General features: G+C 69.0%; 18 protein-coding genes, 1 tRNA gene and 4 pseudogenes. 13 read left to right on the forward strand and 10 right to left on the reverse strand.

What is annotated here, in order from left to right:
- The first annotated feature begins 70 nt into the window (after window positions 1-70).
- The 4 genes and pseudogenes from gltB (at window position 71) to L2X99_RS05435 (ending at window position 7,679) form a co-directional block, all read left to right on the forward strand.
- Window positions 71-4,572 (forward strand): annotated as a pseudogene (gene gltB, locus L2X99_RS05420) (glutamate synthase large subunit).
- Window positions 4,565-6,030: pseudogene (locus L2X99_RS05425) on the forward strand (glutamate synthase subunit beta). The pseudogenes gltB and L2X99_RS05425 overlap by 8 nt, the downstream one beginning before the upstream one ends.
- Window positions 6,031-6,087: 57 nt before the next feature.
- Window positions 6,088-7,536, forward strand: a complete 1,449-nt coding sequence (gene pyk / locus L2X99_RS05430) for a pyruvate kinase (RefSeq protein WP_236135911.1) — start codon at window positions 6,088-6,090, stop codon at window positions 7,534-7,536.
- A gap of 59 nt (window positions 7,537-7,595) precedes the next feature.
- Window positions 7,596-7,679, forward strand: a tRNA-Leu gene (locus L2X99_RS05435).
- A 161-nt stretch (window positions 7,680-7,840) separates the two neighbouring features.
- Here L2X99_RS05435 and L2X99_RS18515 read toward each other — a convergent pair.
- Window positions 7,841-8,143, reverse strand: a pseudogene (locus L2X99_RS18515) (MarR family transcriptional regulator); the annotation flags it as partial.
- A 73-nt stretch (window positions 8,144-8,216) separates the two neighbouring features.
- Between L2X99_RS18515 and L2X99_RS05440 the strand changes: the two are divergent.
- Together L2X99_RS05440 and L2X99_RS05445 are read left to right on the forward strand one after the other, a co-directional pair.
- On the forward strand, window positions 8,217-9,044 hold the full coding sequence (locus L2X99_RS05440) for an alpha/beta fold hydrolase (protein WP_236124670.1): 828 nt from the start codon (window positions 8,217-8,219) through the stop codon (window positions 9,042-9,044).
- A gap of 78 nt (window positions 9,045-9,122) precedes the next feature.
- Window positions 9,123-9,740 carry an ANTAR domain-containing response regulator gene (locus L2X99_RS05445; protein WP_236124669.1) on the forward strand — a complete coding sequence of 206 codons (618 nt, stop codon included), beginning with the start codon at window positions 9,123-9,125 and terminating at the stop codon, window positions 9,738-9,740.
- A gap of 87 nt (window positions 9,741-9,827) precedes the next feature.
- Here the strand turns inward: L2X99_RS05445 and L2X99_RS05450 are convergent, their stop codons facing one another.
- Window positions 9,828-10,199 carry a hotdog fold thioesterase gene (locus tag L2X99_RS05450; RefSeq protein WP_442923515.1) on the reverse strand — a complete coding sequence of 124 codons (372 nt, stop codon included), beginning with the start codon at window positions 10,197-10,199 and terminating at the stop codon, window positions 9,828-9,830.
- Window positions 10,200-10,295: 96 nt separating this feature from the next.
- On the opposite strand from L2X99_RS05450, the gene polA reads away from it, so the two are divergent.
- From polA to L2X99_RS05475, 5 genes are read left to right on the forward strand one after another with little or no spacing between them, the layout of a single operon-like run.
- A complete protein-coding gene (gene polA / locus L2X99_RS05455) occupies window positions 10,296-12,926 on the forward strand; it encodes a DNA polymerase I (RefSeq protein WP_236124668.1) in 2,631 nt (876 codons plus the stop codon).
- A gap of 10 nt (window positions 12,927-12,936) precedes the next feature.
- Window positions 12,937-14,607, forward strand: a complete 1,671-nt coding sequence (locus L2X99_RS05460; RefSeq protein WP_236135726.1) for a DUF885 domain-containing protein — start codon at window positions 12,937-12,939, stop codon at window positions 14,605-14,607.
- A 41-nt stretch (window positions 14,608-14,648) separates the two neighbouring features.
- Window positions 14,649-16,001 (forward strand): MFS transporter, encoded by a 1,353-nt coding sequence (locus tag L2X99_RS05465; RefSeq protein ID WP_236135727.1) that lies wholly within the window; start codon window positions 14,649-14,651, stop codon window positions 15,999-16,001.
- Window positions 16,002-16,033: 32 nt separating this feature from the next.
- Window positions 16,034-16,792: an SGNH/GDSL hydrolase family protein gene (locus tag L2X99_RS05470; protein ID WP_236124666.1), complete on the forward strand. Its 759-nt coding sequence runs from the start codon at window positions 16,034-16,036 to the stop codon at window positions 16,790-16,792.
- A 35-nt stretch (window positions 16,793-16,827) separates the two neighbouring features.
- Window positions 16,828-17,571, forward strand: coding sequence for a formylglycine-generating enzyme family protein (locus L2X99_RS05475; protein ID WP_236124665.1), 744 nt, complete (start codon window positions 16,828-16,830; stop codon window positions 17,569-17,571).
- Between the two features lie 3 nt (window positions 17,572-17,574).
- Here L2X99_RS05475 and L2X99_RS05480 read toward each other — a convergent pair whose 3' ends face one another.
- The 3 genes and pseudogenes from L2X99_RS05480 to L2X99_RS05490 all read right to left on the reverse strand — a co-directional run bounded on the left by L2X99_RS05480 (window position 17,575) and on the right by L2X99_RS05490 (window position 19,892).
- Window positions 17,575-17,991: a GNAT family N-acetyltransferase gene (locus L2X99_RS05480; protein WP_236124664.1), complete on the reverse strand. Its 417-nt coding sequence runs from the start codon at window positions 17,989-17,991 to the stop codon at window positions 17,575-17,577.
- A 17-nt stretch (window positions 17,992-18,008) separates the two neighbouring features.
- Window positions 18,009-19,255: pseudogene (locus tag L2X99_RS05485) on the reverse strand (MFS transporter).
- An 85-nt stretch (window positions 19,256-19,340) separates the two neighbouring features.
- Complete coding sequence (locus tag L2X99_RS05490) at window positions 19,341-19,892, reverse strand: GNAT family N-acetyltransferase (protein ID WP_236124663.1); 552 nt, start codon at window positions 19,890-19,892, stop codon at window positions 19,341-19,343.
- 77 nt (window positions 19,893-19,969) lie between these two features.
- Between L2X99_RS05490 and L2X99_RS05495 the strand changes: the two genes are divergently transcribed.
- Window positions 19,970-20,614 (forward strand): hypothetical protein, encoded by a 645-nt coding sequence (locus tag L2X99_RS05495; protein WP_236135728.1) that lies wholly within the window; start codon window positions 19,970-19,972, stop codon window positions 20,612-20,614.
- A 90-nt stretch (window positions 20,615-20,704) separates the two neighbouring features.
- Here the strand turns inward: L2X99_RS05495 and L2X99_RS05500 are convergent, their stop codons facing one another.
- The 5 genes from L2X99_RS05500 to L2X99_RS05520 form a co-directional block, all read right to left on the reverse strand.
- Window positions 20,705-21,442: an alpha/beta hydrolase gene (locus L2X99_RS05500; RefSeq protein WP_236124661.1), complete on the reverse strand. Its 738-nt coding sequence runs from the start codon at window positions 21,440-21,442 to the stop codon at window positions 20,705-20,707.
- Window positions 21,443-21,598: 156 nt separating this feature from the next.
- Window positions 21,599-22,384, reverse strand: a complete 786-nt coding sequence (locus L2X99_RS05505; RefSeq protein WP_236135729.1) for a class I SAM-dependent methyltransferase — start codon at window positions 22,382-22,384, stop codon at window positions 21,599-21,601.
- 17 nt (window positions 22,385-22,401) lie between these two features.
- Entirely contained in the window at window positions 22,402-22,884 is a 483-nt protein-coding gene (locus tag L2X99_RS05510) for an HIT family protein (RefSeq protein WP_236135730.1), read from the reverse strand.
- Window positions 22,885-22,927: 43 nt separating this feature from the next.
- Complete coding sequence (locus tag L2X99_RS05515) at window positions 22,928-23,605, reverse strand: class I SAM-dependent methyltransferase (RefSeq protein WP_236135731.1); 678 nt, start codon at window positions 23,603-23,605, stop codon at window positions 22,928-22,930.
- The gene (locus tag L2X99_RS05520) at window positions 23,581-24,135 is read right to left on the reverse strand and encodes a GNAT family N-acetyltransferase (protein WP_236124657.1); all 555 of its coding nucleotides are present in this window, start codon (window positions 24,133-24,135) and stop codon (window positions 23,581-23,583) included. The genes L2X99_RS05515 and L2X99_RS05520 overlap by 25 nt, the downstream gene beginning before the upstream one ends.
- A 220-nt stretch (window positions 24,136-24,355) precedes the next feature.
- Between L2X99_RS05520 and L2X99_RS05525 the strand changes: the two genes are divergently transcribed.
- Entirely contained in the window at window positions 24,356-25,087 is a 732-nt protein-coding gene (locus L2X99_RS05525) for a Type 1 glutamine amidotransferase-like domain-containing protein (protein ID WP_236124656.1), read from the forward strand.
- Window positions 25,088-25,090 lie beyond the last annotated feature (3 nt).

The following is a 25,090-nucleotide window of genomic DNA, read 5'->3' on the forward strand; positions in this document are numbered from 1 at the left end:
TACGAGGACGGTGACTGGTGTACTTCCAGCCTCCCTACGGCGCCTCCGGCGCCTACCCCCGAAGCAGGGGATGTACGATCCGGCGTTCGAGAAGGACGCGTGCGGGCTGGCGATGGTGGCCACGCTGCGCGGAACACCGGGACACGACATCATCGCCCTGGCGCTGGAAGCGCTGCGCAACCTGGAGCATCGCGGTGCGATCGGCTCCGACGCGGGAACCGGCGACGGAGCCGGGATCCTCACCCAGATGCCCGACGCCTTCCTCCGCGCGGTGACCGACTTCGACCTTCCTCCGGTCGGCGAGTACGCCGCAGGCCTCGCGTTCCTCCCTCGGGAGTCGAGCGCCCGCCGCGAGCAGAAGGCCGGCATCGAGCGCATCGCCGCCGACGAGGGCCTCACCGTGCTCGGCTGGCGCGTGGTGCCGACCGCGAACGAGAACCTCGGCAAGCTGGCCGACGAGGCACGACCCGCCTTCGAGCAGCTCTTCGTGTCGGGCCCCGGGTCATCCGGCATCGTCCTTGACCGGATCGCCTACCGCCTCCGGAAGCGCGCAGGACACGAACTGGGCGCCTACTTCGTCTCGCTGTCCGCCCGCACGCTCGGGTACAAGGGCATGGTCACCACCCTCCAGCTCGAGCCGTTCTACCCCGACCTGCAGGACGAGCGGTTCGCCTCCGAGCTCGCTGTCGTGCACTCGCGGTATTCCACGAACACCTTCCCGTCCTGGCCGCTCGCGCAGCCGCTGCGCATGCTGGCTCACAACGGCGAGATCAACACCGTCGGGGGCAACCGCAACTGGATGCGTGCCCGCCAGTCGCAGCTCGAGTCCGAGCTGCTCGGCGACATCCGCCCGCTGCTGCCGATCTGCACTCCGGGAGCCAGCGACTCGGCATCCTTCGACGAGGTGCTCGAGCTGCTCACGCTCACCGGTCGCAGCCTGCCGCACGCGATCATGATGATGGTGCCGGAGGCATGGGAGAAGCAGGCCGATCTCGATCCCGACCTGCGCGCCTTCTACGAGTACCACTCGCACCAGATGGAGCCGTGGGACGGTCCTGCCGCGCTGATCTTCACCGACGGCACGCTCGTCGGTGCGACTCTGGACCGAAACGGGCTGCGCCCAGGCCGGTGGACCGAGACCACCGACGGGCTGGTCGTCATCGGCTCCGAGACCGGCGTGCTGGAGTTCGAGCCGGAGCGCATCAAGCGCCGTGGCCGGCTGCGCCCCGGCCGGATGTTCGTGGTGGACACCGCTCAGCATCGCATCGTCGAGGACGAGGAGATCAAGCGCGATCTGGCCACCCTGCATCCGTGGCGCGAGTGGCTGGACGACGGCGCGCTCCGGCTGCCGGATCTGCCCGACCGCGAGCACATCATCCACCCCGCGGCGTCGATCGTGCGCCGCCAGCGCACCTTCGGCTACACCGAGGAAGAGGTGCGCATCCTGCTGACCCCGATGGGGCAGAACGGGGCCGAGCCGATCGGCGCGATGGGCTCGGACACCCCGATCGCCGTGCTCAGCGAGCGTCCGCGCCTGCTGTTCGACTACTTCACCCAGCAGTTCGCGCAGGTCACGAACCCGCCGCTGGACGCGATCCGCGAAGAGGTGGTCACCAGCCTTCGCCTCGGTCTCGGCCGGGAGCGCAACCTGCTCAGCTGGGGACCGGAGCACGCGCAGAGCGTGACGCTCGACTTCCCGGTGATCGACAACGACGAGCTCGCCAAGATCCGCCACATCGACCGGGTGGTCCCGGGTCGCTGGACCGCGACCATCAAGGGCCTGTACCACTTCGATGCCGGCCCTCACACGCTCGCGGAGCGCCTCGAGCAGATGTGCGCCGAGGCGGATGCCGCGATCGAGGCCGGTGCGGAGTTCCTCATCCTCTCGGACCGCGACTCGAACAAGGACCTCACCCCGGTGCCGTCCCTGCTCATGGTCGCGGCGGTGCACCACCACCTGATCCGTCGTGAGAACCGCATGAAGGTCGGCCTGATCGTCGAGGCCGGTGACGTGCGCGAGGTGCACCACGTCGCCACGCTGATCGGCTACGGCGCCTCCGCCGTGAACCCGTATCTGGCGATGGAGACCGTCGAGCACCTCGTGCGCACCGGCTTCATCACAGATCTCGAGCCCGAGCAGGCGGTTCACAATCTCATCCACGCGCTGGGCAAGGGCGTGCTGAAGATCATGTCCAAGATGGGCATCTCGACGGTGTCGTCTTACGCCGGCGCACAGGTCTTCGAAGCGGTCGGCCTCAGCCAGGAGCTCGTGGACGCCTACTTCACCGGCACCACGACCCGCCTGGGCGGGATCGGCATCGAAGAGGTGTTCGCCGAGAACCAGGCCCGTCACGACTACGCCTACCCCGAGGATGCCGCTGCCACCGCGCACGAGCGGCTCTGGACCGGCGGCGAGTACCAGTGGCGCCGCGACGGCTCGCCGCACCTGTTCAATCCTGAGACGGTGTTCCGCCTGCAGCACTCCACCCGCACGCGCCGATACGACGTGTTCCGCGACTACACCCACCGGGTCGACGATCAGGCGAAGGAGCTGAAGACCCTGCGCGGCCTGTTCGAGCTGCGTACGGGGAGCGACCCCCGGTGCCGATCGACGAGGTCGAGCCCGTGTCCGAGATCGTGAAGCGCTTCTCGACGGGGGCGATGAGCTACGGCTCGATCTCCCGCGAGGCGCACGAGACTCTCGCCGTCGCGATGAACCGCCTCGGCGGCAAGTCCAACACCGGCGAGGGCGGCGAGGACCCCGACCGTCTGGTCGACCCCGAGCGCCGCAGCGCGATCAAGCAGGTCGCGTCCGGGCGGTTCGGCGTCACCAGCCAGTACCTCGCCGAGGCCGACGACATCCAGATCAAACTCGCCCAGGGCGCCAAGCCCGGCGAGGGCGGTCAGCTGCCGCCGGGCAAGGTCTACCCCTGGGTGGCACGGACGCGTCACGCCACCCCCGGTGTCGGGCTCATCTCTCCGCCGCCGCACCACGACATCTACTCGATCGAGGATCTCAAGCAGCTGATCTTCGACCTGAAGCGGGCGAACCCGCAGGCGCGCATCCACACCAAGCTCGTCAGCCAGTCCGGTATCGGAGCGGTCGCCGCGGGCGTCGCTAAGGCGCTCAGCGACGTGGTGCTGGTCTCCGGCCACGACGGTGGAACGGGCGCCAGCCCGCTCAACTCGCTCAAGCACGCCGGCACGCCGTGGGAGCTCGGCCTCGCCGAGACGCAGCAGACGCTCATGCTCAACGGCATGCGCGACCGCGTCGTCGTGCAGGTCGACGGGCAGCTGAAGACCGGTCGTGACGTCATCATCGGCGCCCTGCTCGGCGCGGAGGAGTTCGGCTTCGCCACGGCGCCGCTGGTGGTCAGCGGCTGCATCATGATGCGTGTCTGCCATCTCGACACCTGCCCGGTGGGCGTGGCGACGCAGAACCCGGTGCTGCGGGAGCGCTTCACCGGCAAGCCGGAGTTCGTCGTGAACTTCATGGAGTTCATCGCCGAGGAGGTGCGTGAGCTGCTCGCCGAGCTGGGCTTCCATTCGATCGAGGAGATCGTGGGTCGCACTGACCTGCTGCGCACAGATGCCGCCATCCGGCACTGGAAGGCCGACGGCCTCGACCTCGCGCCGATTCTGGAGGGTCCTGCGTTCCCCGCCCACGAGCCGCGCCGCAGCGGGCGGTCTCAGGACCACGAGCTCGACAAGCACTTCGACGTCGAATTGATCCGCATGTCGCATGACGCGCTGCAGTACCGCGACCCGGTGATCGTCGAACTGCCGATCCGCAACACCGAACGCGCGGTGGGCACCATGCTCGGCCACGAGGTGACCACGAGGTACGGCGCCGAGGGCCTGGCCAAGGAGACCATCGACGTCACCCTGCACGGCACCGCAGGGCAGTCGCTCGGTGCGTTCCTGCCCTCGGGCATCGCCCTGCGTCTCGAGGGTGACGCGAACGACTACGTCGGCAAGGGACTCTCCGGCGGCGACATCACGATCCGTCCGCCACGAGGCGCGAGGTTCGAGCCGCACAGCAACGTGATCGCCGGCAATGTGATCGGCTACGGCGCGACAGCGGGAACGATGTTCATCTCCGGCGTGGTCGGGGAGCGGTTCCTGGTGCGCAACTCCGGGGCGACCGCCGTCGTCGAGGGCGTCGGCGATCATGCACTGGAGTACATGACAGGCGGAACCGCCGTCATCCTCGGTCCCACAGGCCGCAACCTCGGCGCGGGGATGTCGGGGGGCGTGGCCTACGTGCACCGCCTGGACACCGCGCAGGTCAACGCACAGTCGCTGCAGAGCGGCGAGCTCCGGCTCGAGCCGCTCGACCGGGCGGACCTGGAGCTGCTGCGCGGACTGCTGGTCGAGCACATCGAGCGCACGGCCTCGCCGATCGCGCAGAGCATCCTCGACGGCTTCGACGCCGCCGCGGACGAATTCACCAAGGTGCTGCCGCGCGACTTCGCGGCGGTGCAGAGCGTACGCCAGGAGGCGGAGCAGGCGGGCATCGATCCCGACGGCGACACCGTCTGGCACCGGATCCTGGAGGTGACCGGTGGCTGATCCCAAGGGCTTTCTCAAGGTGACCGAGCGGGAGCTGCCCGCTCGGCGCCCCGTGCCGGTGCGCATCATGGACTGGAAAGAGGTCTACGAGAAGGGCGACAGCGCCGTGCTGCGCCGGCAGGCGAGTCGCTGCATGGACTGCGGCGTGCCGTTCTGCCACTCCGGGTGCCCGCTGGGCAACCTCATCCCGGAGTGGAACGACCTCACCTGGCGCGGAGAGGACCGCACCGCGATCGAGCGGCTGCATGCCACGAACAACTTCCCGGAGTGGACCGGGCGGCTCTGCCCCGCGCCCTGCGAGAGCGCCTGCGTGCTGAGCATCAACCAGCCCGCCGTGACGATCAAGCGGATCGAGCAGTCGATCGCCGACCAGGCCTTCGACAGCGGCTGGGTGCAGCCGCAGCCGCCGGCCCGCCTGACCGGCAAGACCGTCGCCGTGATCGGCTCCGGGCCCGCCGGACTCGCCGCCGCTCAGCAGCTCACCAGGGCCGGGCACACCGTCGTCGTGTACGAGCGGGACGACCGCATCGGCGGCCTGCTGCGCTACGGCATCCCGGACTTCAAGATGGAGAAGCAGCATGTCGACGCGCGCCTCCGTCAGATGGAGGAGGAGGGCACGCGTTTCCGGGCCGGAGTCGAGGTGGGCACCGACATCGGCTGGGACGAGCTGCGCGCCCGCTACGACGCCGTGCTCGTCGCGACCGGCGCCACGGTTCCGACGGGAACTGCCGATCCCGGGTCGTGACGCCGACGGCGTGCACTTCGCGATGGAGTACCTCGTGCAGTCGAACAAGGCGACCGCGGGGACGAGGTCCCCGGGCAGATCACTGCCGAGGGGCGGCACGTCATCGTCATCGGCGGCGGCGACACCGGCGCGGACTGCATCGGGACCGCGCACCGACAGGGCGCGCTGAGCGTCACGAACCTCGCGATCGGGCGCCAGCCCGCCGACGCTCGTCCCGACCACCAGCCGTGGCCGATGATGCCGACGCTGTTCGAGGTGTCCTCCGCGCACGAGGAGGGCGGAGAGCGCGTCTACCTCGCCTCGACCGTGGAGTTCCTCACCGACGATGCGGGCCGGGTGCGGGCGCTGCGCGTGGCCGAGACCGAGTACGTCGACGGCCGTCGCATCCCGCGCAGCGGCACCGAGCGCGAGATCCCCGCGGACCTGGTGCTGATCGCGATGGGCTTCACCGGCCCCGAGACCGACACATTCGCGGGGGTGCCTCGCCGGTGCAGACCGAACGCGGTACCCTTCGTCGAGACGCCGATTACCAGTCGACCGTCCCCGGTGTGTTCGTCGCAGGAGACGCCGGGCGCGGACAGTCGCTGATCGTCTGGGCCATCGCCGAGGGCCGCGCAGCGGCCGCGGCGATGGATCGTCATCTGATGGGCTCCACGGTGCTGCCCGCACCGGTGGCCCCGACGGATGTCGCGATCGGCGTGCAGCCCGCGTAGGCTGGCGGCGGCAACGTCGCCGATATTTCCGATCCCCCTTCTACCCTGGAGATGCTGTTGAGACGCGCGAAGATCGTCGCCACACTGGGCCCCGCCACATCCACCTATGAGACCGTGCGTGCGTTGATCGACGCCGGCGTGGACGTCGCGCGGCTGAATCTCAGCCACGGCGACTACACCGTGCACGACGCGAACTACGCGAACGTGCGTCGCGCCGCCGAGGACTCAGGCCGTGCGGTCGCCGTCCTGGTCGACCTGCAGGGCCCGAAGATCCGCCTCGGCAAGTTCGAGGACGGCCCGTACGAGCTCGCCGTCGGCGACATCTTCAAGATCACCACCGAGGACATCGTCGGCAACCGCGAGATCTGCGGCACCACCTTCAAGGGCCTGCCCCAGGACGTGAAGCCCGGTGACTTCCTGCTGATCGACGACGGCAAGGTGCGCGTCGAGGTCGTCGAGACCGACGGCGTCACCGTGACCACGCGCGTCGTGGTCGCGGGTGCGGTGTCGAACAACAAGGGCATCAACCTGCCGGGTGTCGCCGTCAGCGTCCCCGCGCTGAGCGAGAAGGACGAGGCGGACCTGCGCTGGGGCCTTCGGATCGGTGCCGACATCATCGCGCTCTCGTTCGTGCGGGATGCCGCGGATGTCACGCGCGTGCACGAGATCATGGCCGAGGAGGGCGTCAAGATCCCCGTCATCGCCAAGGTCGAGAAGCCGCAGGCGGTCGACAATCTCGAGGAGATCGTCGACGCGTTCGACGGCATCATGGTCGCCCGCGGCGACCTCGGCGTCGAGCTGCCCCTCGAGGCCGTGCCGATCGTGCAGAAGCGCGCCGTCGAGCTGGCACGGGCCATGGCGAAGCCGGTGATCGTCGCCACGCAGATGCTGGAGTCGATGATCTCGAGCCCTGTTCCGACCCGGGCCGAGACCTCGGATGTCGCGAACGCGGTGCTCGACGGGGCCGATGCCGTGATGCTCTCGGGCGAGACGAGCGTGGGGGAGTACCCCGTCGTCGTCGTGGAGACGATGGCGCGCATCATCGAGTCGACCGAGGAGCACGGCCTGGAGCGCATCCAGCCGCTGCGCAACAAGCCCCGCACGCAGGGCGGCATCATCACGCTCGCCGGCGAGGAGGTCGCGGAGTTCGTGGAGGCGAAGTTCATCTGCGTCTTCACCCAGTCCGGCGACTCTGCGCGTCGCATGTCGCGCCTTCGTCCGCGCATCCCGATGCTCGCGTTCACGCCCGAGCCCGGCATCCGGCGTCGTCTGGCCGTGTCGTGGGGCATCCGCACCGCGCTCGTCGACGTCGTGGAGCACACCGACCTGATGTTCCACCAGGTGGACGAGTACCTGCTCGGCAACAAGCTGGCCGTCGAGGGCGACAAGGTCGTCGTGATCTCCGGGTCCCCTCCCGGGATCATCGGCTCGACCAACGACATCCGCGTGCACCAGGTCGGGGATGCAGTCGGCGGAGCGGCACCGGTCTACAAGTCCAAGAACTGATCGTTCGGAAGGGGCGGGACTGCGGTCCCGCCCTTTTCCGTGCGCTAAAGTCGGTCAGGGCCGGCGTGGCGGAATGGCAGACGCGGAGCACTCAAAATGCTTTGTCGAAAGACGTGTGGGTTCGAGTCCCACCGCCGGCACCACTGTGATGCAGGTGCTCGGAAAGCACCTCCAGCGCCGCTGAGACCGTGTGCAGCCCTTCTGCGCCATCGGATCCGAGTGCGGCTTTGAGAGCGTCGTCGATGGTGGTCGCCCGGATTTCCCTCACACGCTCCGACAGTTCGGGGGCCTGCCTCACGCGGACTCGACGCCGGTCCTGTGGATCCACGGACGTCTCCACGGAGCCGGCGTCCTTGAGTCGGGCGACCGCCGACGACACCTGGCTCTGCGGCAGCGCCGTTCGGGCCACGATCTCGCTCACGGTCGTCTCGGGATTGTCCGCGATGTCGGTGGCGACGATGAGCGTGGTCCTTGCGCTGCCGGCGTAAGGAGCGCTTCCGCCGGGTGGCTGGGGCAGGGCATCCTCGGCGATCTTCATCAAGGTCCTCGCCAGCAGAAACAGCTCGACTCCGTTCACCCTCAGAAGCATACATCTCGCTCGATACATCGCACTAGATATATCGAACTCGATGCGATAGCGTGCTGGTGACCGCTCAGCGTGCGCGGTCGGAGGAGGCAGAATGTCCACGACATCCGGAGCGCTCGCAGTGCGCGGCGCAACGCTGCACTACCAGGTCCGCGGAACCGGGCCGGTGCTGCTGATCTCGCAGAGCGGGGAAGGAGACGCCGACCGCAGCAACGACCTGATCGCGGAACTCGTCGACGCATTCACCGTCGTCACGTACGACCGCAGAGGCTTGTCGCGCAGCCGGTTGGACGACCCGCACCGGGGCCCGACGATGGCGGACCACGCCGACGATGTGCACCGGCTGCTGGGCGAACTCACCGACGGCCCTGCGCACATGCTGGGATGCAGCCTCGGCGCCGTGATCGGTCTGCATGTCGCGACCGAGCACCCCGAGCAGATCGGGACCCTGATCGCTCACGAACCCGTCGCACCGCGCCTGCTGCCCGCCGCTCAGCGGGAGCGTCACGAAGACGAGCTCGCACACCTTCAGCGCCTCTACCTGCAGGAGGGGCTCGGTGCGACCCTCCCCGAGATCGCCAGAACTCTGGGAATCGACCCCGCGGGCGAGCGCGAGCCCGACCTCTCTCCGCAGCCGATGAATCCGCAGCGCCTCGCGAACTTCGATCAGTTCATCCGGCACGACTTCACCGCGATCATCCGCGACACGCTCGACACGGCGGCGCTGCGCGAGGCGAGCACGCGCATCCTGCCCGCGACAGGACGGACGACGCCGCGAAGCGTCTTCGATCATCTGGCCGCCGCGGCGCTCGCCTCGCTGCTCGGTCGCACACTGCTGGAGGCGCCCGGCGGGCACAACGGCAACACCACCCATCCGCGTGCCTACGCACGCTGGCTTCGCCGAGTCCTCGAGGAATCGTGAACGGCGCAGCAGGTCGAGTTGGGGCGTTCAGCCACGGCCGGGAGCAGTTCCGCAGCTTCCTCCGATAGGATTTTCTCCGTGACTGAAGAGCAGCAGCCTGAGCAGCCCACGGCATCCGCCCCGCGACGCGTCGTCGTCGCCGAGGACGAGTCGCTGATCCGCCTCGACATCGTCGAGATCCTCCGCGACAACGGATTCGATGTCGTCGGCGAGGCCGGCGACGGCGAGACCGCCGTTCAGCTCGCCACCGAGCTGCGCCCCGACCTGGTGGTCATGGACGTGAAGATGCCGCAGCTCGACGGCATCAGCGCCGCCGAGAAGCTGCACAAGAACAACATCGCTCCGGTCGTGCTGCTGACCGCCTTCAGCCAGAAGGAGCTCGTGGAGCGCGCCAGCGAAGCAGGAGCGCTCGCGTACGTCGTGAAGCCGTTCACGCCGAACGACCTGCTGCCCGCGATCGAGATCGCGCTGGCGCGTCACGAGCAGATCATCACGCTCGAGGCCGAGGTCGCCGACATGGTCGAGCGCTTCGAGACCCGCAAGCTCGTCGACCGCGCCAAGGGCCTGCTGAACGAGAAGATGGGGCTCTCCGAGCCCGAGGCGTTCCGCTGGATCCAGAAGGCGTCGATGGACCGCCGTCTGACGATGCAGGACGTCGCCAAGGCGATCATCGAGCAGCTCGCTCCCAAGAAGTGAGTCGGCTGCGGGTCAACGCCCCGAAGCGGCGGTGACGCGAGCCGACTCAGGGTGAGCGAGCGGAGCGAGTCGAGACCTCGGTCCGCATCAGTCTGCGAGTGTCTTGATCATGTTCGTGATGCGGATGGTCGAGCAGCGCCGCCCCTGATCGTCGCTGACGACGATCTCGTGCACGGTGATGCTGCGCCCCAGGTGCAGCGGAGTGCACACGCCCGTCACCGTGCCGCTGGTGGCGGATCGCGTATGCGTGGCGTTGATGTCCACGCCCACGGCGAGCCTGCCGGGACCGGCGTGCAGATTCGCGGCCATTGATCCGAGTGACTCGCCCAGCACGACGTACGCGCCTCCGTGCACGAGGCCGACCGGCTGCGTGTTGCCCTCCACGGGCATCGTGGCGACGCTGCGCTCGACCGAGAACTCGGTGAACTCGATGCCCATCTTCTCGGCCAGCGCACCCATCCCGCGGCGGGTGGCCCACTCCAGGCCATCTGTCGTGCTGGTGTCGCTCACGCATCCTCCTCGGCGAGTGTCGTCGGCCCTCGTTAGGCTGAGGGAGTGACGGACTCCGCAAAGCCTACCCTCATGGTCGTCGACGGCCATTCGCTCGCCTATCGCGCCTTCTTCGCCCTTCCGGTCGAGAACTTCACCACGCGCGACAACCAGCACACGAATGCCATCTACGGGTTCCTGTCGATGTTCGTGAACCTCATCAAGGCCGAGCAGCCGACGCACCTCGCCGTCGCGTTCGACACGTCCCGGCACTCGTTCCGCACCGACGAGTACCCGGAGTACAAGGCCACCCGCTCCGAGACCCCGAACGAGTTCCGCGGCCAGATCCCGCTGCTGCAGGACTGCCTCGCCGCGATGTCGGTGCCGGTGCTCACCAAGGAGGGCATCGAGGCCGACGACATCCTCGCCACGCTCTCGACGCAGGGCGCCGCGCTCGGCTACGACGTGCTCGTCGTCTCCGGCGACCGCGACAGCATTCAGCTCGTGAACGACGAGGTCACGCTGCTGTATCCGTCGGTGCAGGGCGTCTCGCAGCTGAAGAGGTACGACCCCGCCGCCGTGCAGGAGCGCTACGGCGTGCGTCCCGAGCAGTACCCCGACGTCGCCGCCCTCGTCGGCGAGACAAGTGACAACCTGCCGGGCGTCCCCAAGGTGGGCGAGAAGACCGCGGTCAAGTGGCTGACCCAGTTCGGCACGCTCGACGAGCTGCTCGAGCGGTCGGGCGAGATCAAGGGCGTCGTCGGCGGCAACCTGCGCGAGCACATCGAGGATGTGCGCCGCAACCGCAGACTGAACCGACTCCTCACCGATGTCGAGCTGCCGGTCGGGCCGGCCGACCTCGCGGTCGCACCGATCGACGCCCAGGCGGTGCGCGACATCTTCGCCCGTCTCGAGTTCCGCACACTGCTGCCGCGCGTCTTCGAGGCCGCCGGCGCGCACGATGAGGATGCCGAGACCGCATCGACCGTCGACCTGCCCGAGGCCGTCCAGGCGAGCGCCCCAGAGATCGCCACCTGGCTCGCCGCGCAGGACGGCGAGGTCGCGGTCGCTCTCGTTCCGGCGACCCACCCCACCCGCATCGGGGTGGCGACGTCGACCGAGCTCCGCGAGGGCGATTGGAATCAGTCCGCAGCAGACGCGCTGCGCGGCTGGCTGGAGTCCGACGCGGCGAAGGCGCTGCACGACGCGAAGCCGCAGGTGAAGGCTCTCACCGCCGCCGGCATCCGCCTGGGTGGCCTCGCCTACGACACCAGCCTGGCCGGCTGGCTGCTGCGGCCGAGCTTCCCCGACAAGACCCTCGGAGACCTCGTCGAGCGCTACCTGGGCGAGAGACTGCCCGAGTCCGACCCCTCGCAGCTGGTCCCCGAGACCGATGGCGCCACGCCGTCGCAGGAGGCATGGTTCACACTGCGCACCGCGGATGCGCTGCGCGACGAGGTTCCCGACTCCGTGGCATCCGTGCTCACCGACATCGAGCTGCCCACGCTGCTGACGCTCGCCGACATGGAGGTCGCCGGTGTGGCGGTCTCGCACGACGTGCTCTCCACGTTCTCCGCCGAGCTCGGCGCCAGGGCCGAGGGCATCGCTCAGGATGCGTACGTCACGATCGGCCGCGAGGTGAATCTGGGATCGCCGAAGCAGCTCCAGGAGGTGCTGTTCGAAGAGCTCCAGCTGCCGAAGACGCGCAAGACGAAGACCGGGTACTCGACGGATGCCGCCTCACTGGCCGACATCCAGGAGAAGAGCCCGCACATCTTCCTGGAACAGCTCTCGCAGCACCGCGAGGCGACCAAGCTGCGCCAGATCATCGAGTCGCTCGACACGGCGATCCGCGACGACCACCGCATCCACACCACTTACGTGCAGACCGGCAGCCAGACCGGCCGCCTGTCCAGCACCGACCCGAACCTGCAGAACATCCCGGTGCGCACCGAGGAATCCCGCCGCATCCGCAGCGCGTTCGAGGTCGGCGAGGGGTACGAGACGCTGCTGACGGCCGACTACTCGCAGATCGAGATGCGCATCATGGCGCATCTCAGCGGCGACGAGGGCCTCATCGAGGCCTTCAACTCCGGCGAGGACCTGCACCGCTTCGTCGGCTCGCGGGTGTTCGGCGTCGACCCCGCCGAGGTCACCTCGGCCATGCGCACGAAGGTCAAGGCGATGTCGTACGGCCTGGTCTACGGCCTGAGCGCCTTCGGTCTCTCCAAGCAGCTTCGCATCGAGCAGTCCGAGGCCAAGCAGCTGATGACCGAGTACTTCGCCCGGTTCGGTGCGGTGCGCGACTATCTGCGCGCCTCGGTGATGGCCGCGAAGGAGGTCGGCTACACCGAGACGATCTTCGGCCGCCGTCGTCCGTTCCCCGACCTGTCCAGCCCGAACCGGGTGCTCCGCGAGAACGCCGAGCGTGCGGCCCTGAACGCCCCGATCCAGGGCAGCGCCGCCGACATCATGAAGATCGCGCTGTTCCGCATCCACGACGACCTGCTGACGCGTCAACTGTCCTCGCGTGTGCTGCTGCAGATCCACGACGAGCTCGTGGTCGAGGTCGCGCCGGGGGAGTGGGATGACGTCGAGGGCATCGTGCGCGACCGCATGGGGGGTGCCGCCGAGCTCTCCGTCCCGCTCGACGTCCAGGTGGGTCGGGGCCGGGATTGGAACGAGGCCGCGCATTAGGCTCGTATCCATGACTGATTCACGCACGCCCTCTGCGATCGACCAGGTCGCCGAGGAATGGGTCGACGAACTCGTCGATCTGTCGCCGGTGCTGGCGACCTACATCGGCCGCAACGAGGCGAACGGCAAGCTCGACGACCTCAGCCCCGAGGGGCACGAGCGGGGGATCGAGGCGACACGCCGCACGCTCGCGGCACTGCAGAAGCTCGACCCCGTCGACCACATCGACGAGGTCACCAAGGCCGATCTCTCCTCGCAGCTGGAGCTCGACATCGAGCTGCACGACGCGCAGTGGCAGCTGCGCGACGTCAATGTGATCGCCTCCGCCGCGCAGGATTTCCGGCAGGCGTTCGATCTGATGCCCACGGCGACCACCGACGACTGGTCGGTCATCGCCGACCGCCTCGCCGCCGTTCCTCAGGCGCTGCGCGGCTACACGGCCACGCTGCGCGAGGGCATCTCCCGTGGCGTCGTGCCCGCACGACGCCAGGTGGCCGAGGTGGCGACTCAGATCACGCGCTACACGGCCGACGACGGCTTCTTCGCCTCGTTCGTGGCCGGAGCAGCACCCGACGACGGCCAGCTGCCCGCCTCTCTGGCCCGCACGCTGTCCGACAACGCCGGCGCCGCACGGGTGGCCTACGACCAGCTGCGCGACTTCCTCGCCACTGAGCTGGCCCCGGCGGCCGGTGATGACGACGCGGTCGGGCGGGAGCTGTACGCGCTGAACTCGCGCCGTTTCCTCGGTGCCACGATCGACCTCGACGAGACGTACGAGTGGGGGCGTGAAGAGCTCCGGCGCATGATCGCCGAGCAGGAGTCGATCGCGAACGAGATCCTGCCCGGAGCGACGGTCGAGCAGGCCGTCGCGCACCTCGAGGCCGACGCGTCGCGCAAGCTCGTCGGCACGGAGGCGCTGCAGCAGTGGATGCAGCAGACCAGCGACCGCGCGATCGCCGAGCTGGGCGCCACGCACTTCGACATCCCGGAGCAGATCCGTGAGCTGGAGTGCATGATCGCCCCCACACAGGAGGGCGGGATCTACTACACCGGGCCGACCGACGACTTCTCGCGTCCCGGCCGCATGTGGTGGTCCGTGCCCGAGGGCGTGACCGAGTTCGACACCTGGCGAGAGCTCACCACCGTGTACCACGAGGGCGTTCCCGGCCACCACCTGCAGATCGCTCAGGCCACGTACAACCGCGCCGAGCTGAACAGCTGGCGCCGCCTCCTGGCGGGCACCTCCGGCCATGCCGAGGGCTGGGCGCTGTACGCCGAGCGGCTGATGGAGCAGCTCGGCTACCTCGACGATCCGGCCGACCGTCTGGGCATGCTCGACGGACAGCGCATGCGCGCGGTCCGCGTCGTGCTGGACATCGGCGTGCATCTGCGCAAGCCGCGCCTGGACGGCGAAGGCGTGTGGGATCACGACTACGCGCTCGAGATGATGCGCCGCAACGTGAACATGTCCGACGAGTTCCGTCAGTTCGAGGTGAACCGCTACCTCGGCTGGCCGGGTCAGGCACCGTCGTACAAGGTGGGTCAGCGCATCTGGGAGCAGGTTCGTGACGCGTATCGCGCGGAGCGCGGCGAGGACTTCTCGATGAAGGAGTTCCACAAGCGGGCGCTCGACATGGGCGGCGTCGGTCTCGACACGCTGCGCACCGCGCTGCTCGGCTGAGGCGCACGGCTCGGGCCGCGGTGCCACCCTAGGATGAGGGCATGCCCGACACCGTCGTCCCGAGCCGCCGCTCCCTGGCGTCGCGCCTCGACGCGCTCCCGCTCACGCGCCGCCACATCAGAGTCCTCACGGGCTCCGGCATCGGCTGGGCGCTGGATGCGATGGACGTCGGGCTGATCTCGTTCATCATCGCCGCTCTCGCTCAGCAGTGGGCACTGACTCCGACGCAGCTGGGCTGGATCGCCTCGGTCGGCTTCATCGGCATGGCCATCGGGGCCGGCGTCGGCGGACTGCTCGCCGATCGGTACGGACGCAGGCAGGTGTTCGCGCTCACGCTGCTGGTGTACGGCATCGCGACGGGCGCCAGCGCTCTGACCGCCGGGGTGACGGGCCTGCTCATCCTGCGCTTCGTCGTCGGTCTGGGGCTCGGCGCCGAACTGCCGGTCGCGTCGACCTATGTGAGCGAACTGGTGCCGGCGCGCATCCGCGGTCGTCTGATCGTCGTGCTGGAGGCCTTCTGGGCGGTCGGCTGGACGGCGGCTGCGCTGATCGGCTTCTTCATGATCCCGGCATCCGAGGACGGCTGGCGCTGGGCCTTCGCGCTCGGCGCGATCCCCGCTCTCTACGCGGTGATCGTGCGCTGGAGCCTGCCGGAATCGCCGCGCTGGCTCGCCGGACGCGGACGGATCACGCGTGCGCAGCGGATCGTCGAGGCGTTCGAGAAGGATGCCGGCATCGTTCTGGCGCCGGCGATCAACAAGGAGCCCGACACGCGCCCGGTCGCTGTGACGACGTCCGCCAGGCTCGCGACGCTGTGGAACCGGGAGTTCCGGCTGCGCACGACGAGCATCTGGCTGGTGTGGTTCTGCGTGAACTTCGCCTATTACGGCGCATTCATCTGGATCCCCAGCATCCTCGTCGCCGCGGGGTACGACCTGGTGCGCTCCTTCGGCTTCACACTGATCATCACGCTTGCACAGCTGCCGGGCTACGCCGTCGCCGCCTGGCTGATCGAAGTATGGGGACGCCGGACGACCCTCTCGGTCTTCCTGATCGGATCGGCTGCGTCGGCCGTGCTGTTCGGCACCGCCGGCAGCACCGGCATGATCATCGCCGCGGGAATGGCGCTGTCGTTCTTCAATCTCGGCGCCTGGGGCGCCCTCTACGCGGTCACACCGGAGATCTATCCGACCTCACTGCGCGGCACGGGCGCTGGATGGGCGGCCGGCGTCGGCAGGATCGCGTCGATCTTCGCGCCGGTGCTGGTGCCGACCATGCTCGCGGCGGGGGGACCGGCTCTGGCCTTCACGATCTTCTCGGCGTTCTTCGTCGTCGCTGCAGTCGCGGCCTGGGGCCTCGTCGACCGCCGGGGCGCGCGACTCGACGACCGCTGACCGGTCCTGCGAACTCGCAATAGGCTGGACGGATGGCAGCAGTGCGTTTCGTGGCGATCGGAGACTCGTTCACCGAAGGCGTGGGTGACGAGCTTCCGGACGGCCGGGTGCGCGGCTGGGCCGACATCGCCGCGCAGGGCTGGGCCGATGCCGCAGGCGAGCCGATCGAATACGCGAATCTCGCGATCCGGGGCAGGCTGGCCTGGCCGATCGTCGAGCAGCAGCTCGAGCCGGCACTCGCGCTGCGTCCGACGCACCTGTCCTTCAACGCCGGCGGCAACGACATGCTCCGCCCGAAGGCCGACATCGAGCACATCGCCGATTCATTCAGCCGCGTGCTGCGACGCTGCGACCAGGAGGGCGTCACCATGATCGTGCTCTCCGGCGCGAACCCGAGCGGTCAGCTGCCGATGGGGGCGATGATCCAGCGCCGTGGCGACGAGCTGTCCGCAGCGGTGCTGCGGCGCTTCGAGGACCGGCCCGACGTCCTTCGCGCACTCAACTGGCCCGACGCGGAGCTGTCGACCGCGCCGTACTGGTCGGAGGACCGGCTGCACATGAACGCCAACGGCCATCACCGCGTGGCCGCACGGGTGCTGCACGCACTCGGGTACGAGCCGCCCGCACAGTGGTGGGCGGCCCATGAGCACGGCCCTGTCGGGCCCGCCGGTCTGCAGTACTATCGCGAGTTCGTCGGGCCCTGGGTCAGGCGGCGGCTCACCCGAACCTCGTCCGGCGATGGCCGGGCGGCGAAGTACGCGAACTGGGTCGAACGGACGCCGAGTCGATGAGCAGGGCCGGGCAGCATCGGCCGCGGTACTGAGCCATGGATCTCTGGGAGATGCGCCGGCTGGACGGCGGCGCCGTGACCCTGCACGACGCCCGCCGGAAGGAGCACCGGACGGTGCGGCTGGAGCCGTTCGAGATCGGTGCGTTCGCGGTGACACAGGAGCAGTTCGCCGAGGTGCTCGGCGTCCCCGCCACGCATCCGCGCCACCCAGCATCCGATCTGAGCTGGCTCCGTGCGATCCGATTCTGCAACGCTGCTTCGGACTGGGAGGGACTGGACCCCGCGTACTCCTTCGACGGTGAGGACGTGACCTGGCACGTCGACAGCGACGGCTACCGCCTTCCCACCGAGGCGGAGTGGGAGTTCGCCTGCCGCGCCGGATCCACCGGCCCGCAGTACGGCCCTCTTCCGGAGATCGCCTGGACGGGCGCGGACGGCGTTCGAACTCCGCAGGACGTCGGATCCCGGCTGCCGAACCTCAACGGGCTGTTCGACACCCTCGGCAACGTGTGGGAGTGGTGCTGGGATCTGCTCGACCCGGCACGGTACGACGACTACCGGGTGTTCCGCGGCGGAGGCTTCGCCGACGACGCCTGGAGCGTGCGCGCATCGGTCCGTCGCGGAGGCGGCCCGCGGATGCACCACGACGACGTCGGCATGCGGCTGGCGCGCGGCGGGTTCGATGCCGTTGGCGAGGCACAGGGCTGGTCCGCACGCGCGGATGTCGAGCGCGGCGGGCGCGGGGGAGCCAGGCCGTTCGGCTGGACGCCGCGGAGCTGAGGCTCAGGCCGTCGAACGGATCATGTACCGGTTCGGGTCCTCTGACGGCGCGAAGCCGTACTGGGCGTAGAGACCGTGCGCGTCGGCCGTGGCGAGGACGATGCGCCTGACGGATGTCCGCCCGATGTCGGCGATCACGCCCTCCACGAGCATCTTGCCGACGCCGTTGCCGCGCTCGGCGGAATCGACGAACACATCGCAGAGCCATGCGAAGGTCACCGCATCCGTGACGACCCGGGCATACGCGACCTGCCTTCCCGAGTCGTCGACGACGGCGTAGTTGCGGGAGCCGTCGATCGCGGCATCCTGAGTCTCACGGGCCCGTCCCGCCGCCCAGTAGGACTGCTCGCTCAGCCAGGTGTGCACGCGCTCACGGTCGATGTCGGCGAGGTCCGAGGAGAAGCGGTATCCGGAGATCATGCTTCATCCTATGGAGGTCAGGCTCTGCGGCGTTCCGGATCGAGCCCCATGCGGATGCGGGTGCGCTTGCGCTCGATGCTGATGAACGTCACCCCGAGAGCCCACAGCGGAAGCTGAGTGAGGAACGCCCAGCGGAACGCCTCCAGCGTGTAGGTGTCGGGAGTGCCGGCGCCCTGCAGGTCGAGGGTGACGCCGATCAGGAAGATCGCGATGAGCGCGGCGAGGAACCCGCCGGAGTTGGTCAGTCCGGTGGCGGTGCTGAGGCGGTGGGCAGGGTTGTGCGTGCGGGCGTGATCGAACGCGATCATGGATGCCGGTCCGCCGGCGCCGAGCGCGATGACCAGCGCGATCAGCAGCCACGTCGGGGCGGGGCCGGGCCAGAGGATGACGGCGAGCCAGGCGAACGCCTGCACGGCGACGATCGGAATGACCAGGGCGCGGGACCTGCGCGTGGGGATGCGGCGGGACAGTTCACCGAGCAGCGGCCCCAGAGCCATCGCGACCACGACGTTGAGCGACAGCAGCGAGGCCGCGGCGGCATTGGTCAGCCCCTCGCCGGCGGTGAGGAAGGGCATGCCCCAGAGCAGCAGGAACGCCGTGCCTGCGAACGGAGTGGTGAAGTGCGACCAGAAGGCGAGCCTGGTGCCGGGGTGCGACCATGCGGCGCGGATGCCCGTGCCGGTGTCGACCGCTGAGGTGACCACCCGGATCGCACCGGTGTCGGTGTTCACCGACACATCGGCCGTCCGCTCCGGTGGGCGGTTGCGGATCACCGCCCACACGAGGATCGCGAACAGCACGCCCAGCCCGGCGATGCTGCCGAACGTGATCGACCAGGATGTCGCGTGCAGCAGTGCGGCGAGCGGGATGAGGGCGAGCAGCTGCCCGCACTGTCCGACCAGGCCGGTGAGCTGCACCATGAGCGGACCGCGCTGTGCGGGGAACCAGGTGGCGACCAGGCGCAGGACGGCGGGGAAGACGGCGGCGTCGCCGGCGCCGAGGAGCATGCGGGCGACCAGGGCGATGCCGATGCTGGGGAGACGGCCATCACCAGCTGGCCGGCCGCCATGAGCAGCATCCCGATCGCCATGATCGGTCGGGCGCCGTAGCGGTCCAGCAGAACGCCGATCGGGATCTGCATGCCGCCGTAGACGGCGAGCTGCACGACGGCGAACAGCGACAGGGTCGCGGCATCTGCGCTGAACCGGTCCGCGGCGTCGACACCGACGGCGCTCAGGGACGCGCGGTTGGTGATCGCGAGCATGTATGCCGCGACTCCCACGCCCCAGATGAGCCAGGACCGCCAGCCGGGAGTGGAGACAGGGAGAGCGCGCGTCACTCCATCGACTCTAGTCCTGAAGATCTGCCGGGACGCGGGACCAGATCACCAGGTCGACGCGACCGTCATCGGTGAAGCCCGCGTTGCGGGCGGTGCCCTCACGATGGAAGCCGGCCTTCTGCGCGGTACGCAGTGACGCCCCGTTCCCCGGCGCGATGCGCAGCTCGATGCGCTGGAAGCCGTGCTCGTTCAGCAGAGCGCGCGAGAGCTCATCGACGGCGCGGGGCATCAGTCCCCGCCCGCGGTAGGGCGCAGCTGTCCAATACGAGAGCTCGCAGGTCATCGCCCGCCAGTCGACGCGCTTCGCGTCGATGCTGCCGGCGAGTGCGCCGTCGATGCGGATCGCCCGGACGATGCCGCGACCGCTCTCGCGCATCTGCTCCGCGGTGGCGGTGCACCACTCCTCGGCGACCGCGAGCGGGTAAGGATCGGGCAGAGGCAGCCAGCGCCGCAATGCCGTGTCTGTGAATGCCTCGACGAGCGCCGGGGCGTCATCGATGCTCAGCGCGTCGACGCGGAGTCCGTCGGCTGTGGTCAGTGCGATGTCGGCGATGGCGGGCACGGCTTCAGTCTGCCGGATGACCGGTCACGTCGGAGCGGATGGTGCTCCTGTACTGTCGCCGTATGCGTCGTCCCCGAATGTTCAGGTCTTCGGGCGCGGCCGTCCTCGGGGGTCTCCTCGTCGTCGCGCTCGCCGCCTGCGGCAGCAGCGCACCGACGGATGAGGAGCTGGCGGGCGCGGAGGCAGCTCGGCCGGCCGGCATCCAGACGCTCGCGGCGATCGAGATTCCCACGCCGACCGGTTGGGAGCAGATCGCGGAGCGCAACGTCGACGCATGCGGATCCATGACGAACGATCGCGGCGGTTTCGACGATGCACACATCAACGGGTATTCCTGCGCTGTCGTGCGCAGAACGTTGTATGTGCGGGCGGACGGGGCCGCCACGAGCCGTGATGACGAGGCGGCTTGGTCTGCGACCGCTGAGCTCGCGCAGAACATCCCCGAACTGCATCTCAGTGACCGGGTGCCGAACGCCAACGGCTTTCTGACCGTCGACGGGCGGCGGGTCAGAGCCGAGGCATTCATCACCGAGGGCGAGAACGCCGATATCGACATCCTGCCGCTGTGGCACCGGAACGAGACCATCGTCACCGACGAGACGAAGCTCGTCGATCAGTTGGGCGAGCAGAACCGCGCAGGCGACAACGTGCTGCAGCTGACGGTCACCGTGCCGTACTTCGAGTACTTGCGACCCGAAGAGGAAGAGTCCTACGTGCCATGATCCACGACACCTCACTGGACGTCGTGACGAAGGAGGGCGCTCACGGACGGTCATCGCTGACCGTCCGTGAGCTCTGATGCGCGGGACCGATCAGCTCAGATGCCGCGCGAAGAATGCGGCCGCGTGCGCGCCGGCGGATGCCGGGACGCCGGTGTGCCCGCCCATGTTGGCCAGCAGCGCCTTCTCCTCCGATCCGAAGGCGTCGAACAGATCCAGCGCCATCTGACGGTCATTGCCCTCGTCATCCCACTGCAGCAGGACGTGCAGCGGAATCGTGACGTGCCGGGCCTCGGCCATGATCGAGCGCGGCACGTAGCTGCCGGCGAACAGGCTCGCGGCGACGAGTCGGGGTTCGACCACCGCGAGGCGGACGCCGATGGAGATGACGCCGCCCGAATAGGTCACAGGACCGCGCAGCTCCGGCAGCTGCAGCAGCTCGTCGATGGCGTGTTGCAGTTCGGGGACGCCCTGCTCGACGAGCGGGAGGATGAGCCTGTCGACGATGTCGGAGGTGACGGTTTCGCCCGCCGCGAGTGCCTGCCGCAGATCGATGCGCGCCTGATCGACGACCGGCAGGTTCGGCCGCTCGCCGGTTCCGGGGAGCTCGATCGTCGCGCAGGCGAACCCGCCGGCCGCCGAGTACTGTGCGCGTCCCCGCAGGCGTGGACGCATCCGCGCGATGCCGCCCGGGTGGCCTAGCAGCGCGAGCGGAACGGGCGCGTCAGCAGTCGCGGACGGGGGAGTCCAGAGGATGCCGGGGATGTCACCCAGCAGGAAGTCGCGTTCGAGGACGCCGTCCTCGAGGAGGTTCTCTGAGGTGAAGTTCATGATCGTGCCTTTCGGGAGCTGAGATGGCGCTCCCGGACGATCTATCGCCCGACCGTGACCCCGGAGGGGAGCACCCATGTCGTCGTGTTCACGGATACCACCTCCTCGCTCTGTCGCACGGCCGGTACAGACTAGCAGTACACGGCGCACCTGACCTCAGGGCAATGCATGGACGAGCACCAGCGACCCCTCGAAACTGGTCTGGGTGCGCAGCGCGCCGTGCCGGTGGTCCCAGGCCCCGGAGGCGATCGCCGCACGCAGGGCCTCGGTGTACTCCTCGTCCTGGGCGGGGGAGAGGAAGCTCCACGCCGAGCATGCGGCTCGTGCCGAGCGGTCGAGGAGAGCTTCGGGGCGGCCGTAGTACGCCTCGTTGAATCCGTCCGTGCAGTCCCACGGGATCGGCACCGGATGCACCGACACTTTGCCGCCGAGGCCGTCCCGCAGCCGGTCCATCGACGGGTACCGCCGCCGCTCGGTCTCGATCACGCCCGGCGCGTACTCGGCCAGCCACGACCGGTCGAGCAGATCGGGATCGCATGTCAGGACGACGACGGCGCCACGCGTCACCCGGCGAACCTCGGCGAGTCCTGCCTCGAGGTCGCCCCACTGATGCACTGAGAACGTCGTCATGGCCGCGTCGAAGGCATCGTCGGCGAACGGCAGCTGCTCCGCGACGGCGTCGACGGCGCGGCTCAGATGCGATGGTCGCTGACTGCGCATGGTCGCGGACGGCTCGACCGCCGTCACCTCGAGGTCGGCAGGTTCGTAGTTGCCGGCGCCGGCTCCGACGTTGAGAACCGTGCGAGCATCCCCGAGCGCCGTGCGGATGGTCTGCGCGATCCGCGGATCCGGGCGTCGGTACGAGTCGTACCCGGTGCCGAGCACACCGTAGTCGGCGTCCCCGGCGCTGCCGTCGCGTGTGCGTGTCTGATCGCCTGTCATGGTCCGGTCCCTCTCGTTCAGTCGAACGTCGTCGGCATGCCGAGCTGTTCTCGGAGCCGCTGGGCGAACGGCGCCCGTGCTTCGGGCGCCACCCACCGCGCCTCATCCTGGCGCTGGTAGAGGCGGTCGTTCGCATGCCGCGGGAACACGTGCACATGCAGATGCCACACGTCTTGCCCGCCGGCCGGTTCGTTGTGCTGCCGGATCGAGGTGCCCTCGCATCCGTACGACGAGCGGATGCCCACGGCGACGCGCTGTGTCAGGTCCCAGACGGCCTGCCCGTCGGCGGGGGAGAGGTCGTAGAGGTTCTCGACGTGCGTCCGCGGGATGACGAGGACGGCGCCGGGGTTGACCGGCCACCACTTCGGAGCTATCCGGGCGTAGGCGCGCTGCGTGACCGCCACGATGTCGGACGGTAGGTTGCGCTCGTTGAAGACGCCCTGCTGGATGTCACAGAACGGACACGGGTAGTCGGCAGGCTCATGTGTCGTCGGAGACATCGCCTGCACTTCCATCGAGGTCCTTCCATCCGGTCTTCCGAGGCTACTCCGCGTGATGGACCTCCCCTCGCAGCGGTGCGGTCCAGTACGCCGTGTAGCGCCAGAACAGTCGACGACGCATTCGGATGCCGGGGAGCTCCCCGGCCGCCACCGCGTGGATCTCGTCGAACGTCTCCAGAGGTTCTGCGGTGGGTGCACGCATGGATGCCGGGGGAGCGGTCGCCGGATGGGGATGTCTCAGGAGCCCGACGATCGGATTGACCGCGAGTGACACCAGCGATCGAAGCGCGTCTGCAGACGCTTCACTCGCCACACCGACGATCAGGATCCGACCTCCGGGGCGCAGCGCTGCCCGGGCCTGTGCCAAGGTGGCCCGCAGCGGCATGTGATGCAGCGAGGCCACGAACACGATGAGGTCGTAGGAGCCATACGGCTCGTCGCCGAATCTGCGCTGTTCGATGCATACCCGGTCGGATGCGGCGAATCGTCGTGCAGCCACCCTGGCCGTCGCGAGGTCCGGTTCGATGCCGATGACCTCTGGGAGGATGCCGGCGAGTCGGGCGGCGAGGTTTCCGGTCCCGCATCCGACATCCACCGCCGTCCGCCCGCCGGCGCGGCGAACCGCTCGGGCGTGTCGCAGGACGAACCACGCATAGGCGTCGTTGTGCGACCACGGGTGCGCGGCATTGAATCGGTTCAGTGCCGTAAGGATCCGTCCCATTCGCCGAGGCTAACGGGGGAGAGGTCGTGCCATCTCCAGGACGGCGCCCGGCGCGAACTCGTGCACGCGGGAACGCCCTGTGGGCGAGAATCCGTGCCGGGCGTAGAAACGTCGGGCCGGTGTGGAGCCGTCGTAGACATACGGTCGGAGCCGCGCCGCCTCTCTTCCAGGGCCCAGTCCAGCACGTGAGCGAGGAGGCGGTCCGCCACGCCGGCGGCCTTCCCACGATGATCCGGAAGCACGTACACGCCGGTGAGGACGGGGTCTGCGCCATCATCATCGTGGCTCTGCGCGGACATCATTCCGACCCATCGGCCGGAACTGCGCTCGATCGCGACGACCGAGGCGGCATCCTCCTGCTCGCCGCGCCGTGCGCGGAGGCGCCAGTCGTCATCGGTCATCGCCAGCGTCGTCTCCAGCGTCGCGCCGTACGAGATCGGATGCTCGGTCGCGTTCTCGACCCGGAACGCGCGCACCAGCGGATGGTCGGATTCCCGCGTGCTGCGGAGGAGGTAGGGGTCGCTTGTCATCGTGGCGATCCTATCGGCGGCGGGGACAGGGGAGTGGTCGCCCTGCGCGTCAGCCCTAGCCACGTGATCCCCCGACAGGCTGCGCCTAAGCTCGTCAGATGACCTCTGATTCGAACGGTGCGAGTGCCGGTCTCTGCAGGATCTCGCGCGAGATCCGTCCCATGGACCGGTCCGGCGATGCGGCAGCGTCTCCCGCCAACGCAGCAGGACGTGATGCCGCGTGAGCGTGCACCTCATCGGCGGCGGTGCGACCACGAGCGCGGACGCGCCACTTCATGCGCCGTTCGTGGCCGAGGCGGCACAGCGAGCGAGCCAGGCAGGTCGAGCACGGCCGCGCATCGCCGTGATCTCGCTGCACCCCGAGGCCGAGGAGAAGGCGGCGGATCTGGGTGCGCTTCTGGCCGAGGCCGGCACGGGCCTCGAGATCGAGACGCACCTCACCGCTGGTGGGCCGGACAAGCCGATCGGGATCGACGCGATCACTGACGTCGACGGCGTCGCAGTCGGAGGTGGCGTCGTCGAGGACGTGCGCGCGGGGCTCGAGCCGATGTTCGGCGAATTGCGCCGACTGGTCGCAGATGGCTTGCCGTACCTCGGCGTCTCGGCCGGCGCGATGATCGCGGGAGAGAGGTCGTTCGGAGGCGGGCCGCGCATCGCCGGCGTGACAGTCTCACCCGAGGACCCGGATGACCCCGATGACGGCTACGAGTTGGAGATCGAGGACGGTATCGGTCTCGTGGATGCGGCCGTCGAGGTGCACGTGGCCCAGCGCGGCATGTTGTCCCGGCTGGTCGTCGCCGTCGAGTCCGGTCTGGTCGCGAACGGGCTCGGCATCGACGAGCGCACGGCCGTGATGATCGGCGACGATGGATTCCGAGTCCAGGGCAGTGGCAGGGTCTGGCGCGTGTCGTCGGCCGAAGGCGGCGTGCTGGTCTCCACGATCGACGCCTGAGGA

Origin of the sequence: Microbacterium sp. KUDC0406 (genome assembly GCF_021582875.1) — a bacterium.
In the GTDB taxonomy this organism is placed as follows: Bacteria; Actinomycetota; Actinomycetes; order Actinomycetales; family Microbacteriaceae; genus Microbacterium.

Coding starts and splice junctions, on each gene's coding strand:
- L2X99_RS05520 (WP_236124657.1), bottom strand. CDS start 24,135: ATGACAAGCGACCCCTACCTCCTCCGCAGCACGCGGGAATCCGACCAT.
- L2X99_RS05440 (WP_236124670.1), top strand. CDS start 8,217: ATGTCCACGACATCCGGAGCGCTCGCAGTGCGCGGCGCAACGCTGCAC.
- L2X99_RS05500 (WP_236124661.1), bottom strand. CDS start 21,442: ATGAACTTCACCTCAGAGAACCTCCTCGAGGACGGCGTCCTCGAACGC.
- L2X99_RS05465 (WP_236135727.1), top strand. CDS start 14,649: ATGCCCGACACCGTCGTCCCGAGCCGCCGCTCCCTGGCGTCGCGCCTC.
- L2X99_RS05475 (WP_236124665.1), top strand. CDS start 16,828: ATGGATCTCTGGGAGATGCGCCGGCTGGACGGCGGCGCCGTGACCCTG.
- L2X99_RS05515 (WP_236135731.1), bottom strand. CDS start 23,605: ATGGGACGGATCCTTACGGCACTGAACCGATTCAATGCCGCGCACCCG.
- L2X99_RS05480 (WP_236124664.1), bottom strand. CDS start 17,991: ATGATCTCCGGATACCGCTTCTCCTCGGACCTCGCCGACATCGACCGT.
- L2X99_RS05470 (WP_236124666.1), top strand. CDS start 16,034: ATGGCAGCAGTGCGTTTCGTGGCGATCGGAGACTCGTTCACCGAAGGC.
- L2X99_RS05460 (WP_236135726.1), top strand. CDS start 12,937: ATGACTGATTCACGCACGCCCTCTGCGATCGACCAGGTCGCCGAGGAA.
- L2X99_RS05495 (WP_236135728.1), top strand. CDS start 19,970: ATGTTCAGGTCTTCGGGCGCGGCCGTCCTCGGGGGTCTCCTCGTCGTC.
- L2X99_RS05505 (WP_236135729.1), bottom strand. CDS start 22,384: ATGACAGGCGATCAGACACGCACACGCGACGGCAGCGCCGGGGACGCC.
- L2X99_RS05450 (WP_442923515.1), bottom strand. CDS start 10,199: ATGGGTGCGCTGGCCGAGAAGATGGGCATCGAGTTCACCGAGTTCTCG.
- L2X99_RS05510 (WP_236135730.1), bottom strand. CDS start 22,884: ATGTCTCCGACGACACATGAGCCTGCCGACTACCCGTGTCCGTTCTGT.